The sequence below is a fragment of the Bradyrhizobium zhengyangense genome, assembly GCF_022012555.1.
Taxonomy (GTDB): Bacteria; Pseudomonadota; Alphaproteobacteria; order Rhizobiales; family Xanthobacteraceae; genus Bradyrhizobium; species Bradyrhizobium zhengyangense.
Window position 1 is genome coordinate 149766 of the sequence record NZ_JAKLTZ010000008.1, and the last position, 17511, is coordinate 167276.

A 17511-nucleotide genomic window follows, 5' to 3' on the forward strand; every position below is an offset into this window, starting at 1 on the left:
AGATCAGGCCGACTTCTGTGAACAAAAGGTAGAGCGGCGGACGCTCCTCCGCTCACCCGCTATCCACCACGCACTCAGCACCATCGATGACATACGCCGCGTGACGAAAATCCCTGATGGTGGCGAGCCTCTCGGCAGACCAATTCAGCAGCACGAAATATTTCGGCCGCCCGTTCAGCTCATTGGGATCGAACACCAGGATCGCGGGACGCCCATCGACCTGCCCGGCCACCAGGTGCCAGTCGCTGATCTTCGAATAATTGCCGAAGTAAGTCGACACCTCGGCCTTGCCTTTCAGCCTGGTGCGGTTGACGAGCTCGAGCCTGACGTCGTCGGCGATCATGGCGCGGATCGCGTCGAAGTCGCGAGCATTGAAATGGCCGACATAGGCGTTGAGCCGCATCCGATCGGCGTCCGACAGGCCCGGCCGCGGCGCGTCGTCCGGCTCCTCACCGAACTCACGCAGCTGCGTGCGCCCGCGGTGCAGTGCGGCCTTCACCGCAGGCATGCTGAAATCCATGATGTCGCAGACCTCGGCAAGCGAGCAGCCGAGCACGTCCATCAGGATCACACTGGAGCGCTGCGCCACCGGCAACCGCATGAAGGTGCGCAGGCTGGTCGCGGCAATCTGGCGGCTTTCCACCTCATCGAGCTGGCCGGCGATCATGTCCACCTCCTCAGCCGAATGCAGTGCCTCCTGCCGGTTGCGGCGACGCAGGAAATCCAGCGCGGTGTTGTGCGCGATGCGGAACAGCCAGCCTTGCGGATTGACGACAGGCGAGACTGACGGCAGCGCGTCCATCGCCTTGATCAGCGCATCCTGCAGCACATCCTCACCATCGATGACCGAGCCGACCATGCGGGCACAGTAGCGATGCAGCTTCGGCCGAATCCGCGCCAGCAGGGCCTCGATGTCGACGGTAGCCAGCGGGTCTGGCGCCATTGCTCCTCCATCTCGCCTGGTCAGGACTCGTCCAGCATACGATAATTGCCGACGATCTTCACATCACGAACCAGCGGCGGCTCCGCGCAGCGGTCACGGATGCCGTCCTGGAACGCCTGAAACGCTTTCAGCTTCGGGATCGGGCTCGAGCCGTCTTCGGCTGCGGCCTCGACAAGATGGATGAAGGTGTCATCCTCCAGCCGCAGCGTCAGATAGCGCACGCCGGCGGGCCCCGCCGCCTTCAATTCCGCGAATACGGCGGCAACCAGCTCGGCGTTCCGATCGGCCAGCTCCGGCTTGGCCTTGTATCTGATCAACGTCCTTCTCATTACGCGCTCCTCAGCTCATGTTGCGACCCAGTTGCTCGTCACGCGCCATCGTCGACTTTAGCACGACCTTCCCGGAAGTCCGGGCCGCGATTTTCCCGGATCAAGCTCGCGTCAATGGCCGCGTCACCCCAAAGACGTTTGCCCGTTACCAAAGGATTCGGTCCGCAAAAGATTATTTCCGGGCGCACCCTTTGCCTCGTTGGCCGCGTCTCACCCGCAGAACGCGCCGCGACAGGGCGGCGCGAGACACGGAGAGTGGGCAATGCAGACCCCAACCGATCGCGCCGAGAAGAATTGGGTGCTTGGCGTCACCGCGCTGGCATCCTTCATGATGGCGCTGGACGCCATGATCATTACGACGGCGTTCGCGGCCATCCGCGCCGATTTCGGCAGCCCGGTCGAGACGCTGCAATGGACCGTCAACGCCTTCAACTTGATCTTCGCGGTGCTGCTCCTGACCGGCGCCGCTCTCGGCGATCGCTTCGGTCGCCGCCGCATGTTCGCCGCCGGGATCGCCCTGTTCGTCGTTGCATCGGCCGCCTGTGCGCTGGCGGGCAACGCCGCCGCGCTGATCGCTGCCCGTGCGCTGCAAGGCGCCGGCGCCGCGCTGGTGATGCCGCTTGCGATGGCAATCCTGAGCGGCACGTTCGGCCGGGAGGAGCGCGCCCGCGCGCTCGGCATTTTCGGCAGCCTCACCGGCTGCGCGCTGATCATCGGCCCGGCCATCGGCGGCTTCATCACCGAACATTTCGGCTGGCGCTGGGTGTTCTGGATCAACCTGCCGATCGGCCTGATCGCGATCGCCCTGGTGCGGACACGCTTGCGCGAAAGCTTCGGACCTACTGCCGCGTTGGACATTCCCGGACTACTGCTCGTTGCCCTTTCGGCGCTCGCGCTGGTCTGGAGCCTGTTGCGCGGCAATGCCGTGGGATGGACGAGCGCCGAGGTCATGGGCACGCTGATGTCAGGCCTGGTGTTCACGGCGGGCTTCGTACTCTGGGAATTGCGCGCGGCCGCGCCGATGGTGCCGATGCGACTGTTTGCGTCGCGCGCCCTCGCCTCGGGCATGGCGGCAAGCGTGCTGTTCTACGCTGCGATGTACGGCGTCTTGTTCCTGCTGCCGCAGTTCCTGCAGACCACGCTGGGCTTCGACGCCTTCAGCGCCGGACTTCGCCTGCTGCCCTGGACGGCGACGCTGTTCGTCACCTCCCCGATCGCCGGCGCAGTCGTCAACAGGCTCGGCGAGCGGCCGCTGGTGGTGATGGGATTGTTGATGCAGGCGATCGGCCTCGGCTGGATCGCTGAGATCGCGAGTCCCGCGGTGACCTACTCCGCTCTGGTGGCACCGCTGGTGCTGGCCGGCATCGGCGTCTCGATGGCGATGCCAGCCGCGCAGAACGCCATTCTAAGCTCGGTCGCGGTGGCCGAAATGGGCAAGGCGTCCGGCGTCTTCAACATGGGCCGCTTCCTCGGCGGCATGTTCGGCATCGCAGCGCTGGTGGCCAGCTTCTCGGCCCACGGCGGGGCCTACTCGGCCGCGCATTTCGATAGCGGATTCGCCGCGGCGATGCGGCTTGCCGCAACGCTATCACTGGCCGGCGCGATTGCGGGATGTTTCCTGCCGGCACGGCGACGGGCCGCTGTCGCCGCCGCGCCGCAAGACGCGTGACGCTTACAATGATGGAGTTTTGCGATCAAGGCGTCCCGCTGACGCGCTTTTCAAGCTGCAACGTTCGCGCGACCAGGTCATCCAATTCAAAAGACTGGGAGTCGAGAAATGCGACGGACCCATTGCCGGGATCAGCAGCCAGACGGCGGGTCTTGGTCAAATGGTGTTTGAGCCAAGTCCTCTGCTCCTGCTGCAATTGCGCCCGCGTCTTGTCCGCGGACCTATGCATAAGGGTCTGATAGGCGGCATTCAGCCTCACGTCCCACTTATCGATGTCGGCTTTGCCGCAATCCAACATTTTGGAGGAAACGCCGTCGGCCTGGGCCACGCACGCATCGAACTCCGCATTCTGCTGCGCGCTTGCAGAAAATGCGGCGACATAGAGCGCTGCTGCCAAAACAAGAGATGATTTCCAGAGCATCGTAACGGTCTCATGCGTCTGTCTGCCGAAACCTGGCCCGCGTGTTATGGCTATTTCGCGACGACTTTGAAAGGCAACGACATTGGCATCGAGAGTCAAAGTGCCGCCACGATGGCAAAGCCGTGCTCTGCACGGCGCAGCCAATCGGCGCCGGTAACAGCTGCCAGGGCACGACCATTGGCGATCGCCTTGCTCCAGGCGGACAGGTCGGGCCGAACACCAAGCCCTTCCCGGCTACCCGCGGCATTCAGGCGGAAGCCGCTGCGACTTCGATCGGTGCCCGAGCGCCGGTCATGAAGGCGACCGCATCCGACATTGTGTAGGCCTTGGGATCGATCACCGTGAGCCGGCGACCGAGACGGTGGATATGGATGCGATCGGCGATCTCGAACACATGCGGCATGTTGTGGCTGATCAGGACGACCGAAACGCCTCGCCGCCGCACATCGAGGATCAATTCCAACACGCGACGCGATTCCTTGACCCCGAGCGCTGCGGTCGGTTCGTCCATGATGACAACGCGCGAGCCGAAGGCCGCCGCCCTTGCCACCGCCACGCCCTGGCGCTGACCGCCCGACAAGGTCTCGACGCGCTGGTTGATGCTCTGCACGGTCATGAGACCAAGCTCGGTGAGTTTCTCGCGGGCGATGCGTTGCATGGCCTTGCGATCGAGCATGCGGCAGATCGTGCCGAGCGGCCCGGCCCGGCGCAATTCGCGGCCGAGGAACATATTGTCGGCGATCGATAGGCTCGGCGACAGAGCAAGCGTCTGGTAAACGGTCTCGATGCCGGCCGCCTGAGCGTCAAGCGGCGAACGAAATGCGACCGTCTTGCCGGCGAGCTTGATCTCGCCTGAATCAGGAACGAGTGCGCCTGAGAGCGCGCGGATCAGCGATGATTTTCCGGCACCATTGTCTCCGATCACAGCCAGGATTTCGCCTGGATAGAGATCGAAATCGGCATGATCGAGCGCCGTCACGCGGCCATAGCGCTTGTTGAGGCCGCGCGCCTGCAGGAGTGGCAATGCTCCGGGAACGTTCGATCCTGTGCTCATGCAGACACCTTGCGAATCCATTGATCAAGCGCCACTGCGATGATGATCAGCCAGCCGACGGCAAATTCCTGCCAGAGCACGTCGACATCGGACAACGCGAGCCCGTTGCGAAATACGCCGACGATCAGAGCGCCGATCAGCGTGCCGATAATCGAACCACGCCCGCCGAACAGACTAGCGCCACCGACGACCACCGCAGTGATGCTGTCCAGGTTGGCTGTCTGCCCGGCCTGCGGGCTGATCGAGCCAATGCGCCCGATCAATGCCCATGCGCCAAGTGCGCAAATCACACCGGCGATCACGTAGACACTAAAGAGAATGCGGTCCGTCCGGATGCCGGAAAGCCGCGCCGCATCAGGATCGTCGCCCACCGCGTAGAGATGGCGTCCGAAGGCCGTGCGATTCAGCACGAACCAGATCAACGCCACGAGCCCGACCATGAAGAAGGAGCCGTAGGTGAAACGGGCGCCAAGAACGTTGACCGGCGTTCCCAATGCTTGCAGCAACGGGGCGATTTTCGCGACCTCCTGCGAGCGGATGGTCTCAGACGCCGAATACCAAAGGTTGAGAGCAAAAAAGATCGACCACGTCCCGAGCGTGACGATGAACGGCGGCAGCTTGAGCCGGGTCACCAGCGTACCGTTGAGCACGCCGCAGCCGGCACCCGCGGCAACGCCGACAACGAGCGCGATGGGAGCTGGCAATCCCACGGTGACCGCGAGCTTGCCCATGATGACGGAGCACAGCACCATGATGGCCCCAACAGAGAGATCGATGCCGGCGGTGATCACGATCAACGTCTGTGCCGCCCCGATCACGCCGATGATCGTGACCTGCTGGATGATCAGCGACAGGTTGAACATCGACAGAAAACGCGAGCCGACGGTGAAGCCGAATGCTGCGACGCTGAGCAGGAGCACGATTGCCGGCACCGCCGTCGGATTGGCGTGCAGGAAGTGCTGAAGCTTCTGCAGCGGCGATCTCGCACGAACCTCGAATTCGGCCACGCGACTCTCGCCCTTGTCGAGCACGAGCTCGAAGGCCTGGGCGGCCGGGCGGCTACTGCCGATATCGGTCATGGCCATTTTCCTCGTTGCATGCAGAGATCTGCCCGTCCAATCGCGGAACGGTTTCCGGCTTTGGCGCCCGGCTCGCGGGCGCCAATTCTTGCCGTTGGCTACAAGTCGAAGCTGCGATCAGCCCCAGCACTTCTTCAAGGCGGCAGCGCTGTCGATCGACGGCATTTCGCCGACCGGCTTGTCGGTAACGAGCTCGACGCCGGTGTTGACGAAGTCGAGACCGGGCGACGCTTTCGGCTTGCCGCCGCCGGCGGCAAAAGTCTTCACCGCCTCGACCCCCTTCGCCGCCATCAGCAGTGGGAACTGCATCGAGGTGGCACCGATGACGCCGTCCTTCACGTTGCGCACGCCGGGGCAACCGCCGTCGACGGAAACGATCAGCACATCCTTGTCGCGGCCGACCGAGCGCAGGGCCTCGTAGGCTCCCGCCGCCGCAGGCTCGTTGATTGTATAGACGAGCGAGATGTCGGGATTCTTCTGGAGCAGGTTCTCCATTGCCTTGCGGCCACCCTCCTCGCTGCCGAGCGTCACATCGTGACCGACGATACGCGTATCCTTCTCGTCACCGATCTTGGCGGGGTTGCCGAGATTGATGCCAAAACCTTTCAGAAAGCCCTGATCGCGGGCAACATCAACCGAGATCTGGTTCACGTTGAGGTCGAGCAGCGCAATCTTCGCCGATGCCGCCTTGGCGCCCAGCGTCTTGGCGGCCCATTGGCCGATCATTTCACCTGCCAGAAAATTGTCGGTGGCAAACGTCGCATCCGCCGCATTGGCCGGATCAAGCGGCGTGTCGAGGGCGATGACCAGAATGCCCGCCGCCCGCGCCTTCTCGACAGCCGGGACGATCGCACGGGAGTCGTTCGGCGTGATCAGGATGCCCTTGGCACCGGCGGCGATCAGGTTCTCGATGGCCGCGACCTGGCTCTCGTTGTCGCCATCGACCTTTCCGGCAAACGAGCGCAGCTCGACATCATTCGCCTTCGCCGCCTCGTCGGCGCCGGCCTTCATCTTCACGAAGAACGGATTGGTGTTGGTCTTGGTGATGAGACCCACGATCGGCTTGTCGGCCGCGAAACTGCTCGTGCCGCCCAGAGCCAGCGCGAATGCTGTGAATAGTCCGAGTGACTGACGCATCTATTCCCTCCTCGTTTGACGCCTTGTTGGCCTGCACGGTTTCGACCGCGTGTTGGGGCATCCTAGAGAGCGCCAAACGACCTTGTCAATAAATAAATCATCCCGACTTATTAATTGACAGGCATCGCTGATTGCGTTCATTGTTGCGGCCGACTGCCGGGAATGGGCCAATCGACCTGTCACAAGGACAGATTCCCCATTGTGAGGAGCCGAGAATGGAAGAAACAGCACCGGTTGCTGGAGCTACGGTGGCCTTCCCGGGCGACAGCCGCGGCACCACTCAAAGCGGCGTGCGACTGTACAACGAGCGCCTGATCCTTTCCCTCATTCGGCGCCATCGTAGTCTCGCCAAGGTCGAGATCGCGCGCCTCACTGGCCTTTCGACCCAAACCACGACCGTGATCATCAATCGGCTGGAAGCCGATGGACTGCTCCTACCGGGCGAGCCGCAGCGAGGCCGCATCGGCCAGCCTTCGGTCCCCTATTCGCTCAATCCGGACGGCGCATTCGGATTGGGTTTGATGATCGGCCGGCGCAGCTCGGATCTGGTGTTGATGGACTTCACCGCCGGCATCCGTGCCAGGCGACGCATGATCTATTCCTACCCCGCGCCCGAAGAGATCATGGCCTTTGCCGAACGCGAGATGCCGGGCCTTCTCGCCGAATTGCCCGACGCCCAGCGTGGCAGGATCAGCGGCATCGGCGTCGCAATGCGGTTCGAGTTGTGGAACTGGGAAGCTGATCTGCAGACACCACCCGGCGCGCTCGGCAAATGGCGTGACTTCAACGTCGGCGCCGAACTGTCGCGCCGTTTCGCTCCTTGGCCGGTGCGCGTCTGCAACGACGCGACTTCGGCATGCGCAGCCGAACTCACCTTCGGTGCCGGCGCGGCGTATCGGGATTTCGCCTATTTGTACATTGGCACCTTCATCGGCGGCGGCATCGTTCTGAACGGCAGCCTCTTCCCGGGCCGCAGCAGCAATGCCGGCGCGCTCGGCTCCATGCCGATCATGCGACGGGAGGAAAACGGCGAGGCAAGCCTTCAGCAGCTGATCCGCACCGCTTCCATCTATCAGCTCGAGCGCCGGCTGATCGCCGCCGGCCGACCCGGCACCGATATCTGGCTCTCGCCCAACGACTGGTCGAGCTTCGAGGAGCCGCTCGAAGCGTGGCTTTCCGAGGCTGCCGCGGCGCTGGCGCAGGCGATCACCGCCCTGCTCGCAGTGATCGACTTTGAAGCCGTCATTATCGACGGGGCCTTTCCGGTCGATGTGCGCCGTCGTCTCGTCGAGCGCACAAACGAACATTGGACCCGCATGGACCGGCAAGGCCTCACCGACGCTGTGGTGGTGGAAGGCTCGATCGGGCGCGATGCGCGCGCGATCGGCGGCGCGGCGCTGCCGTTGCTCGCGGCGTTCGCTCGCGACCACGACGTGCTCTTCAAGGATTGAGCATGGTCATCCTGATGAACGTGGGTCGCACATCATGATTCTTGTCTGCGGCGAAGCCGTGATCGATCTATTTGTGAGGGCGCACGGCGGGTCCAACATGACGACCCATGCCGTTGCCGGCGGCTCCCCCTTCAATGTTGCTGTTGGCCTCGCCCGGCTCGGGGTTCGAACGGCCCTCCTGAGTGGCATTTCGCGCGATCACTTCGGCGCGTTTCTCGCAGACAGGCTCGCTCGCGAGGACGTCGATGGGCGTTTTGTTGTGCGCACCGATCGGCCGTCCCCGATCTCGATCGTGGTGACGACCGACGATGGCCAGCCGAACTACACTTTCCACGGCGATGGGGCGGCAGACCGCTCGCTAGGGCTTGCCCACCTGCCCCGCACGCTGCCGGACGATATTCAGGCTCTGACCTTTGGCTCCTATTCCATGGCTGTCGAGCCGGTCGGCACCACGTTCGCCGCGCTCGCCGAGCGCGAGCATGGCCGCCGCGTCATCAGCGTCGATCCAAACGTGCGACCGACCGTCGTCGGCAACATGAAAGGCTGGGCCGACGCCGCGGAACGCTTCTACCGAACCGCCACAATGATCAAGGCGAGCGACGAGGATGTCCGCATTGCGTGGGGCGGTCGCGCCTCGATAGCCGATGCGGCCGCCTACTGGCTCGCGTGCGGTGCGCAGCTGGTGGTCGTGACTGAAGGAGCAAAGGGAGCAACCGCCTTTTCGACCACTGGCAGCGTCTCGGTGCCCGGTCGTTCCGCGATCGTGCGCGACACCGTGGGCGCCGGCGACACATTCCACGCCGCGCTGCTTGCGCAGCTTGCGAAAACCGGCCGGCTCCGTCCTGAAGCCATCGCGGCGCTCGACCTGCCGGCAATCCGCGAGTTGCTCGCTTACGCGACGGCTGCCGCGGCCATCACGGTATCCCGCGATGGAGCCGACATGCCCACCGCCGCCGATATCGATGCGAGTACGGAGCCATGCCATGCTTGACAGAGTGACGGACACAACGGGGCACATCAAAGGGGTTCGAATTGAAAAGGCGGTGGGCATGACAAGCCGCGTCATCCCGGTGGCCCCCTTCGTCCTGACCGTTTTCGGCGTGACAGGTGATCTCGCACGCCGAAAGCTGTTGCCGGCGCTGTTTCGCCGCGATTTTGCGGGTCAGTTGCCGGATGAAGCAACCATTCTCGGCGTCGCGCGCGGTGCAATGCCGCAGGATGACTTCCTCGCGATGGTGCGCGAGGCGATCGTCAAACATGTGCCGGCATCGGAGACGACGGGACCCGAACTCGATCGCTTCCTGGCCCGCATCTCCTACATGGCTGCCGATGCGGAAGGCGAGAACGGCTGGACCGAACTCGCGGGCCTTCTATCAGCCTATGCCGACCGCATCCAGGTCCACTATCTGGCGACGGCACCGCATCTGTTCGGACCGATCTGCGAAAGGCTCGGTCACTACGGTCTTTCAACAGGCGATTCCCGCATCGTCATCGAGAAGCCGATCGGCAAGGATCTCGAATCCGCGATCCGGCTCAATCAAGCCGTCGGGATGATCTTCCCGGAGAAGCGCGTCTACCGGATCGATCACTATCTAGGCAAGGAGACCGTGCAAAATCTGATGGCGCTGCGCTTTGCCAATGCGCTGTTCGAACCGCTGTGGAATGCAGCCCACATCGACCATGTGCAGATCACGGTCGCCGAGTCCATCGGCGTGGAGGAACGCGGCCCCTACTACGACAAATCCGGCGCGCTGCGCGACATGGTTCAGAACCACCTTCTGCAGCTGCTCTGTCTGGTGGCGATGGAGCCGCCACATTCGCTCGAAGCCGATGCCGTACGCGACGAGAAACTCAAGATCCTGAAATCGCTCGAGCGGATCGACGAGACAAACGCGGCGTCCCTGACCGTGCCGGGTCAATACCGCCCGGGCGCATGCAACGGCATCGCCGTCCCCGGTTACGCGGAAGAGATCGATGATCGCCAAAGCTCGACCGAGACTTTCGTCGCGCTCAAGGCTGCCGTTGCGAATTGGCGCTGGACCGGCGTTCCCTTCTATCTGCGCACGGGAAAGCGGCTGCAGCAGCGCAGTTCCGAGATCGTCGTGACCTTCAGAAAGGTTCCGCATTCGATCTTCAATTTGAATTCGGGAAAGGCGGTGCAGACGAGGCTCGCCATCCGCCTGCAGCCTGACGAGGGAATCAAGCTCTGGCTCATGATCAAGGAGCCCGGACCGGGCGGCATGCGATTGCAGTATGTCCCTCTCGACATGAGCTTTGCGGAAGCGTTCGACGTCTCGGTACCGGACGCTTACGAACGGCTATTGATGGACGTGGTCCGCGGAGACGCGACCCTGTTCATGCGCCGGGACGAAGTCGAGGCGGCTTGGCGCTGGATCGACCCGATCCGTCAGGCGTGGAGCCAGACGAATGAAATCCCGCGCCCCTATGTTGCCGGCAGCTGGGGTCCCTCCGCTGCCGTCGCACTGATCGAACGCGACGGTCGAACATGGATGGAGGACGGTCCGTGACCACGGGGCAGTGCATCGCCAATGCCAAACCCGCAAACAGGAGGCCAGTATGACGATCGCAGCAAGGGTCAATGCGCGGGTCGGCGAGGTGACGGATCGCATCATCAGGCGCAGCCGTGATAGCCGACAACGGTATCTCGACCGCGTTGCGAACGCGGCGAGCGCGCCGGTACGCCGGCGGCTGGGATGCGCCAACCAGGCCCATGCCTTCGCGGCTTGCGGCGCGCACGACAAAACCCTGATGCAGGATGGTCGCGTCCCCAGTCTCGGAATTGTCACGGCCTACAACGATATGCTGTCGGCGCATCAGCCCTACGAACGTTTCCCTGAGCTCATCCGACGGAGCGCGCGCGAAGCCGGTGGCGTTGCCCAGGTCGCAGGCGGAGTTCCGGCCATGTGCGACGGCATCACCCAGGGCGAAGCGGGAATGGAGCTCTCGCTGTTCTCGCGCGAGGTCATAGCCTTGTCCACCGCGGTCGCGCTGTCACACCAGACTTTCGACGCCGCGGTATTTCTCGGTATTTGCGACAAGATCGTGCCGGGCCTCGTGATCGGCGCCCTCTCGTTCGGGCATCTCCCTGCAGTCTTCATTCCTTCAGGTCCGATGACGTCGGGCCTGGCCAATGACGCAAAAGCAAAGATCCGGCAGGCTTACGCGGAAGGAAAGGTCGGCCGCGACGCTTTGCTGCAAGCCGAGGCGCAGGCCTATCACGGCGCGGGGACCTGTACTTTCTACGGGACCGCCAATACCAACCAGATGCTGATGGAGATCATGGGCCTGCAGCTGCCGGGCGCATCCTTCGTGAATCCGAACACGCCCTTGCGCGATGCGCTCACCTGTGCCGCGACCGAGCGCGCATTGGACATCACTTCGCTCGGCAATCAATACATCCCGATCGGTCGCGTACTCGACGAGCGCGCCTTCGTCAACGGCATCGTCGGACTGCATGCCACCGGCGGTTCGACCAATCTGACGCTGCATCTGGTTGCCATGGCCGCGGCGGCCGGCCTCACTTTGACCTGGGACGATTTCGCCGACCTTGCCGAGGTGACGCCGCTGATCGCGCGCATCTATCCCAACGGCTCCGCAGACGTGAACCATTTTCATGCCGCCGGCGGGATGAGCTTCCTGATCCGGCAGTTGCTTGCTGCCGGGCTCCTGCACAGCGACGCCCTGACCGTCTGCGGCGCCGGGCTTGATGCGTACCTGCAAGAGCCGCGGCTCGATGCCGAGGGAGCGCTGACGTGGCACGATGGGCCGGCTGCAAGCGGCGATTCTGCCGTGCTCCGAGAGATCGGTGACCCGTTCCAGGCATCAGGCGGCCTTCGGGTTCTGAACGGCAATCTCGGACGCGCCGTCGTCAAGACATCCGCGGTCGCGCCGCAGCGCCATGTGATCGAAGCGCCGGCTCGTGTCTTCCATTCCCAGGAGGATCTGCAACGGAGCTTCGCTGCAGGCGAGCTCACGAATGATCTGATTGCCGTCGTGCGCTTCCAGGGTCCCAAGGCAAACGGAATGCCGGAGCTGCACAAGCTGATGCCGCTCCTCGGCGTCCTTCAGGACCGCGGGCTGAGAGTGGCACTCGTGACCGATGGGCGGCTTTCGGGCGCCTCGGGTAAGGTCCCCACGGCCATACACGTCACGCCTGAAGCGGCTGACGGCGGTGAGATTGCGCGGATTCGCGATGGCGACGTCATCAGGCTCGACGCCAAAACCGGTCGGCTTGACGTGCTCGTCGCCCCGAGCGACTGGGCCACGCGAACCTGCGCGCAAGCCGATCTCTCCGCGGCGCATACAGGGATTGGCCGCGAGCTCTTCGGCTTCTTCCGCGAGCGCGTCAGCTGCGCAGATCGCGGCGCAAGCGTTTTTGTGGCGTAAATGCAATAGGCGGCCAGCGGAGTTGAGATTTCGATACGTCTACGGACCGCCGCGCGCCGTAGAGGAGGTGTCTTGCTTGCGGAGGAGACGATCAGTCAGCATTGCACGGGAATACGCAACCAACGCAATACCGGCATTCGGCTTGAGCTACGATTTGATTGGTGCGCGCCGTACGATCGTTTGGGGGCTGACGTGGTCAGCCCCCAAACGCATCTTGAGACAAGCGAACTCGTTCGATCTCAATGCGCCATAGCGGCACCCGCTATCAGATTTGACTGGCTGGGATTACCGCCGCCCGGCTGGACTTTCACGCCACCCATCGAAGTGCCACCCTCACGCGTGTCCGAGCTGCCGCCGTCGCCATTCTCCTTGCGCGCGAGGATCGATCCCGCCGCCAGCGTGCCGTCGTTACCGGCATGATTATTGTCGCCACGACCGTCATTGCCGTCTCCATTGCCGGTGCGGCCGGACGTTGTGCCAGGCGCAAGCTGGCTGGCTTGGCTGCTCGCGGACTCGGTGCCGTTGTTGTCCGTGCCGCCACCCTGGCCCATTCTGCCGAGCGAGCTGCCGGCCGCGATGCCGCCGATGTCATGGCTGTTGCTGGAGTCGTCGTTGGGCGTGTTGTTCTTGCCGTCGCCGCCGGTCGTCGTCGTGTTGGTCCAGATGACTGTCCCGGTATTGGGGACGTAACTGGTGGTCTTCGTCGTCGTCTTGCCATCCTTGGTGGTGTGCACGATCGTCGTCTGGTCGAGCGTGTCGCTGCTCGCGTTGGTTACGACGACCGTGCCGCCGTTCCCGTCCGATCCCTTCGACGTCCAGACCTTCATCGGCTTTCCCGTGTTGACGACGGGATCGACCGGCTTGCCGGTGTTGACGAAGTTCGCGCCTGCAGCGCCGCTACCCGTTTCGGCACCATGCTTGTCCGATTCCCGTTCGCCGGGTGTGAGGCCGGCCGACGTATTGAGCGAATTGACGCCGCCCTTGGTGGCTTGATTCAACAGTTGCTGGTCCGCTTTCTCCAACTCGGAGAGTTTCTTGTTGGCGTCGTCGACGCCATGCTGGTCCATCGACCCTGGCACATTCAAATGCCCGGCGCCTCCGGTGCCATCGCCAAAGCCCGGCACTTCACGCGGCCCGTGCTGGTTGAATTGCGAGCCGGGAAGATTGACGTCCGGTCCGTCCGGATTCTTCACGCCGGGCACTTTCGGAATGCCACCCGACTGGTACTGTCCCACGACGAGTCCATCCGCTCCGGCCACGTTGGGCACGTTGTTCGTCGTGCCAGGCCTCGGCAGCCTGCCGCGCAGTTCTTCGGCATTCCTGATCGCGGCGATGGAATCGTTCGACCTGACAATCCCGGCGGCATCGATGAATGGACGCTGGATGCCGGTGGCGGCCGAAGCGGCGGGATTGATCATGACGCGCGAGCCCGGTTGAAAGATGGTGCCGCCACCGGTCGTTTGTTGCTCGACCCTCGGCGGCAGTGGTTGCGGGTTGATCGAGCTTTTCGCGCCCGGTGCCACGCTCTGCCCGCCATTCAGAATTATTTTTCCCCGTTCGGATACAGCTGTGGTCGAACTGACCGAAGCAGGTCGATCGAACCGGCCGCCGTTGAAGCTGTTCATCGATCGCGCGGGAGCCTGTGGCACGGCGGCGACCATAGGCGGTCTGGATGCAAACGCGGCGCCGCCGCCAAATCCGCCGAAGCCGTGGGCAGACGCCGGGCCAACGGCCGTCAGCGAACCGACAGCGATGAAGATGGTGGTTGCAAGCAACATCGAACGACGAGACATGATAGGCTCCTATTTTGACAGGATGTGACTATTCACACCTTGCCTTTCAGTCGCCGCAGCCACTTCGCGCGTTTTTTGGATTCAGATGCATTTACAGGCGTTTACATCCGGTTCACCGCCCATTAATCGCGCCGCATCCAGATTTGGCGGATTTTTCGGCGTGCGCTGTGCGAGGTGATGATCTTGCGGCCCGCGCGCCATCGCCGCGCCGAACCGCTTTCAAGAGTTTTTGCTATAGTTGCCCGTGAGGGGGAGCCGATGAGCATGTCGCCTAAGAGGGGATCCGATCGCCGAGAAGAGTCCGTGTCAGCGGATCTTGTTGGCGCATGGTGAAACCGGGAATCCTGATCGTTGCAGACGATGCCTCGCTTCGCGCGACGGTTGCCCGCTGGCTGATTCAGGCCGGCTACGCCGTCGAACTCGCCGAGAGCCCGAAGCGTGCGCACGAGGTCGTTGCAAAAGCCACCATCGCCCTGGCGATTGTGGCACCGCAGGGCTCGGGTATCGAACTCGCACACAAGCTTGAGGACGCGGTCGAGCACGTCATGTTTTTCGGGACGCCCGACAACATCGCTGCGGCCGGTGAACCGCCAGTCTCGTCGGATCTCTGCATCACGCTGCCATTGAGCGAGCAGGACGTGCTGGCCAAGGTCAAGTCCGTGCTGCGTCCGGTCGCGGCCCGCGAAGCGCCTTCCACCCCGCAGCTCCTCCGCTTCGAGGGTTATACGCTCGACGCCGGTGCACGCACCTGCCTCGACGCGCGGGGCAAGGAAATGACGCTGACCCGCGCGGAGTTTTCCCTGTTGCTGGCGTTCGCGCAAAACCCGGGCCGCGTGCTCTCGCGCGACGAACTCACGCGCGTCGTGACCGGTCGCGGCGCGGAGCCCGAAGACCGCAGTGTCGACGTGCTGATCTCGCGCCTGCGGCGCAAGATCGAGACGGACCCAAAAACACCGCGGCTCGTCGTGACCGTACCCGGCGAGGGTTACAGGTTCACCGCCCGACCGCAGGCCATCATCGCGCCCGATCAGCCTGCAACGGCCCAGTCGGCAGCGGTCCAGGCATCGAATGCACCTGCCCCGCCTTCCGATCGACAACGATCGAACAGATTGCCGGTGTTCGCTGTGGCTGCTGCGCTCGCCGTCGTACTGGTCATGACCGTCGTTGGGTGGAAGGAGTGGAGCAATCGGGAGGCCCTGAAACGAGATGCCCAGTCGCCGACGCTCGCGGCCTCGCCAGACTTGCGGCCTTCGCCAACGCCCTCGCAATCAACGACCTCGCGCGAAGAGCAGCGCGCGACCGTCTACAAGCGCATGGTCGCGGCGCTGCAGGACAATCAATACACTTGGCGCACGGTCGAGCGACTGGCGATCCTGTCCGGCGTCGACGAGAGCGAGGCGCACGAAATATTGGCGGAACATCCGAACGAGGTCGTGCTCGGAAAATCGCAGGAGGGCAAGCTACTTGCTAAATTGGCCGGGCGCTCAGGCGCGGCGTCCGACTTGAAGTGACAGACGTCGCGCGCTTTGCCGGCGGCGTCATTGATGATCGGTACATGGTATTCAAAGGAAATCGGAGGCAACACGTTGGCGCGTTGCCTCCGCCTGCACAAGTCCCCGCGGCTTCATTTGGACTGATCCGCGGTCCGAACCGCGTCATTGTAGACGACCGGCGCCCAGGCGAAGGTGCCCAGCCCGCATTGGAGCCAGATCTTCTGGTAGCCGAGATAGAACATGGCAACTTCTTCGACGTTGCGCGCGGCGGCCACTTTTCCGTCCGTCGCCAGATCCTGAATCATCTGCCGAAGCTCGGCGACCTTTGCGCGGTCATCGTTCGAGAGTTGGGCGTTGGGCAGCAATTCGTCGATTCCCGCTGCGAGTGCAGGAATGGCATCGGCCTGGCACTGCGGAGCAGCGGGCTGTGCACTGACAGCGGGTCTCGTTTGCGCGGTGACGCCGGCGCTGCTTGCATTGGCCACGTGCACCGGGAGATCGGCGGGGACGGCTACCGGCACCGGAACGGCGACCGGGGGCGTCAGGATCACGATCGGACCGTGGCCCTTATCTGAATCATCATCGTCCTTCTTCTGCTTCGGCGGACACTTGTACGGATTGAGCGGGCAGACATTGTCGACGCCGGGACCAGGCTTGTGGGGCGGCGGCGGCAATTCCGAGACCGGGATCTGCGGCGGCTTCATCGTCGGGCTCCCGACGGGAAGCTTCGACACCGGGATCTCGGCCCTACCGTCGAGTGAAGTCTTCGCGTGGCCCGGCGGAATTTTCATCGGCACCTCGGGCGCAGGGGGGGTGGGTTTCTTGGGGGCCAACACATGAACAGCGTCCTGGCTCGCCTGCACGCCGGTTGTTGGGTGAAGTTGCCCGGCGATGTGCGGGCTGACGCCACCAAAGACCTGCGACGGCAAGGCCGCTGCCGGGGTGGCGGCGGAAGCGATGGTGGTGACACCGAGGGCAATCGCCATAAGGGTCGAAGTGCGTAACATGACTGTCTCCAGGGTTGGTTCGCGGCGGTTGAACATCCGGAGCTCACCGCCGTCGGGATGGGATGTGACCATTCACACCTGCACATCTGTATTCCCGCCACATCACGCCGTTCACGAGATTCCCAAGCGTTTACAGGTGTTTACACCATGTTAACCGGCCGTTTACGCACCAGCTCGCCGCTTTGGCTCACGGCCGCGGAGGCGGGCTGCGTCCTGCCCTCTGAATGCTCTCCATGTCGTGAGGCGCAGATCGTCGTGTGGTGTCCGCCGGCAGGATCGGAGGCACGAAAAGAAACAGGCCGCCCAATGAGGCGGCCTGTTCTCTGCCGATGATGATCTGATCCAGCGCCCGAACGAGCGACACGTGCCAACACGCTGCCGTTACCCGTTGGGCCAGCAGTACTTGCCCTCGTAGCCCAGATGGGTTCCGGCCGGACAAGCACGCGGACGATTGGGCCAGCAATATTTGCCCTCGTAGCCGGCATGCGTGCCCGGAGGACACGACAGCGCAGCCTCGATGATGTTCGCCCCGATCGACAGCGAAACGCCGTCGAACGGGGAAGCGGTGGCAACTCCGGTCGAGATGGCGAGAGCCAGAGCGCTTCCAGCGAGAAGCAACTTCGCGTTCGAGAGGATTGATTTGCGGGACATGACGATCTCCTTTGGTTGGTTCGAGATGGGTTGAGCATCCGGGGCTCGCGGCCCGTTGGAATGGATGTGAACATTCA

The 17511-nt window shown here is 63.5% G+C and carries 15 protein-coding genes; 6 read left to right on the forward strand and 9 right to left on the reverse strand.

Going from position 1 to position 17511, the window contains the following annotated elements; genetic code table 11:
• Window positions 1-52: 52 nt before the first annotated feature.
• Both L6639_RS27700 and L6639_RS27705 read right to left on the reverse strand, forming a co-directional pair.
• A complete protein-coding gene (locus L6639_RS27700) occupies window positions 53-943 on the reverse strand; it encodes an RNA polymerase sigma factor (protein ID WP_237864794.1) in 891 nt (296 codons plus the stop codon).
• A gap of 20 nt (window positions 944-963) precedes the next feature.
• On the reverse strand, window positions 964-1272 hold the full coding sequence (locus L6639_RS27705) for a hypothetical protein (RefSeq protein ID WP_237864795.1): 309 nt from the start codon (window positions 1270-1272) through the stop codon (window positions 964-966).
• Between the two features lie 262 nt (window positions 1273-1534).
• On the opposite strand from L6639_RS27705, the gene L6639_RS27710 reads away from it, so the two are divergent.
• Window positions 1535-2941 (forward strand): DHA2 family efflux MFS transporter permease subunit, encoded by a 1407-nt coding sequence (locus L6639_RS27710; protein ID WP_237864796.1) that lies wholly within the window; start codon window positions 1535-1537, stop codon window positions 2939-2941.
• A 25-nt stretch (window positions 2942-2966) separates the two neighbouring features.
• On the opposite strand, the gene L6639_RS27715 is transcribed toward L6639_RS27710, so the two are convergent.
• The 4 genes from L6639_RS27715 to L6639_RS27735 form a co-directional block, all read right to left on the reverse strand.
• A complete protein-coding gene (locus L6639_RS27715) occupies window positions 2967-3362 on the reverse strand; it encodes a lysozyme inhibitor LprI family protein (RefSeq protein WP_237864797.1) in 396 nt (131 codons plus the stop codon).
• 247 nt (window positions 3363-3609) lie between these two features.
• Window positions 3610-4416, reverse strand: coding sequence for an ATP-binding cassette domain-containing protein (locus L6639_RS27725; RefSeq protein ID WP_237864798.1), 807 nt, complete (start codon window positions 4414-4416; stop codon window positions 3610-3612).
• Window positions 4413-5495 carry an ABC transporter permease gene (locus L6639_RS27730; protein WP_237864799.1) on the reverse strand — a complete coding sequence of 361 codons (1083 nt, stop codon included), beginning with the start codon at window positions 5493-5495 and terminating at the stop codon, window positions 4413-4415. Before L6639_RS27730 ends, L6639_RS27725 begins: the two co-directional genes overlap by 4 nt.
• Before the next feature lie 117 nt (window positions 5496-5612).
• Window positions 5613-6632, reverse strand: a complete 1020-nt coding sequence (locus L6639_RS27735; RefSeq protein WP_237864800.1) for a sugar ABC transporter substrate-binding protein — start codon at window positions 6630-6632, stop codon at window positions 5613-5615.
• 215 nt (window positions 6633-6847) lie between these two features.
• Between L6639_RS27735 and L6639_RS27740 the strand changes: the two genes are divergently transcribed.
• From L6639_RS27740 to edd, 4 genes are read left to right on the forward strand one after another with little or no spacing between them, the layout of a single operon-like run.
• Window positions 6848-8083 carry an ROK family transcriptional regulator gene (locus tag L6639_RS27740; RefSeq protein ID WP_377818954.1) on the forward strand — a complete coding sequence of 412 codons (1236 nt, stop codon included), beginning with the start codon at window positions 6848-6850 and terminating at the stop codon, window positions 8081-8083.
• Window positions 8004-9074, forward strand: a complete 1071-nt coding sequence (locus tag L6639_RS27745; protein ID WP_237864802.1) for a carbohydrate kinase family protein — start codon at window positions 8004-8006, stop codon at window positions 9072-9074. The genes L6639_RS27740 and L6639_RS27745 overlap by 80 nt, the downstream gene beginning before the upstream one ends.
• A gap of 58 nt (window positions 9075-9132) precedes the next feature.
• A complete protein-coding gene (zwf, locus tag L6639_RS27750; RefSeq protein ID WP_237864803.1) occupies window positions 9133-10611 on the forward strand; it encodes a glucose-6-phosphate dehydrogenase in 1479 nt (492 codons plus the stop codon).
• Between the two features lie 49 nt (window positions 10612-10660).
• Entirely contained in the window at window positions 10661-12490 is a 1830-nt protein-coding gene (edd, locus tag L6639_RS27755; protein ID WP_237864804.1) for a phosphogluconate dehydratase, read from the forward strand.
• Between the two features lie 239 nt (window positions 12491-12729).
• On the opposite strand, the gene L6639_RS27760 is transcribed toward edd, so the two are convergent.
• Window positions 12730-14115, reverse strand: a complete 1386-nt coding sequence (locus L6639_RS27760; RefSeq protein WP_237864805.1) for a hypothetical protein — start codon at window positions 14113-14115, stop codon at window positions 12730-12732.
• A 494-nt stretch (window positions 14116-14609) separates the two neighbouring features.
• On the opposite strand from L6639_RS27760, the gene L6639_RS27765 reads away from it, so the two are divergent.
• Window positions 14610-15794: a response regulator transcription factor gene (locus L6639_RS27765; protein WP_237864806.1), complete on the forward strand. Its 1185-nt coding sequence runs from the start codon at window positions 14610-14612 to the stop codon at window positions 15792-15794.
• Between the two features lie 113 nt (window positions 15795-15907).
• Here L6639_RS27765 and L6639_RS27770 read toward each other — a convergent pair whose 3' ends face one another.
• Together L6639_RS27770 and L6639_RS27775 are read right to left on the reverse strand one after the other, a co-directional pair.
• Window positions 15908-16819: a hypothetical protein gene (locus L6639_RS27770; RefSeq protein ID WP_237864807.1), complete on the reverse strand. Its 912-nt coding sequence runs from the start codon at window positions 16817-16819 to the stop codon at window positions 15908-15910.
• Window positions 16820-17164: 345 nt separating this feature from the next.
• Window positions 17165-17434, reverse strand: coding sequence for a hypothetical protein (locus tag L6639_RS27775; RefSeq protein ID WP_237864808.1), 270 nt, complete (start codon window positions 17432-17434; stop codon window positions 17165-17167).
• Between the last annotated feature and the right edge of the window lie 77 nt (window positions 17435-17511).